Genomic DNA, 435 nt, shown 5'->3' with positions numbered 1-435 from the left:
CCAGGGCCATCTTCATGACCACCGGGCGCCGGCGGCTCAGCTCGTCGGTGTCGGCGTCGTCATCCGCCTCGCGGTCGTGGTCGTCGTCCTCGGCAAGGTCGTGCTCCTCGTCGAGGTCGGTGTCAGCCGAGTCTTCCGGCGGTTGCCAGTCGGGATCGCTGCGGTGACCGGCGGCCGGACCGCTGCGCTTGATCAGCCGGGAGTTGGCCCCCCCGTTGAGGACTCGCGTCGCCAACGCCACGTCGCTGGTGCGGCGCACCGCATCGCGTTTGCTGACGAGCATCGGCACCAAGACAAAAAGCCACAGCACCACGAGCGATATCCACAACAATGACTGCGGGATGCTTGGCATGATGACCTGCTCTCTGTGTTCTCATCCCCCGCGAAGCCCATCGGTGGCCAACGCGGCCGGGTCATGACGACCAGGACAATTAC

At 66.0% G+C, this 435-nt stretch carries 1 protein-coding gene; it reads right to left on the bottom strand.

Features of this window, described 5'->3' with window-relative positions:
- Positions 1-352: SepX/GlpR family protein (locus tag KHA85_RS16735; RefSeq protein ID WP_207764500.1), on the bottom strand; the 352-nt coding region annotated here is incomplete at its 3' end.
- Positions 353-435: the final 83 nt, after the last annotated feature.

Origin of the sequence: Dietzia massiliensis (assembly GCF_018390595.1) — a bacterium.
Lineage (GTDB): Bacteria > Actinomycetota > Actinomycetes > Mycobacteriales > Mycobacteriaceae > Dietzia > Dietzia massiliensis.
Note: the sequence above shows the minus strand (reverse complement) of the source record. Positions and strands in the feature narration are given on the sequence as shown.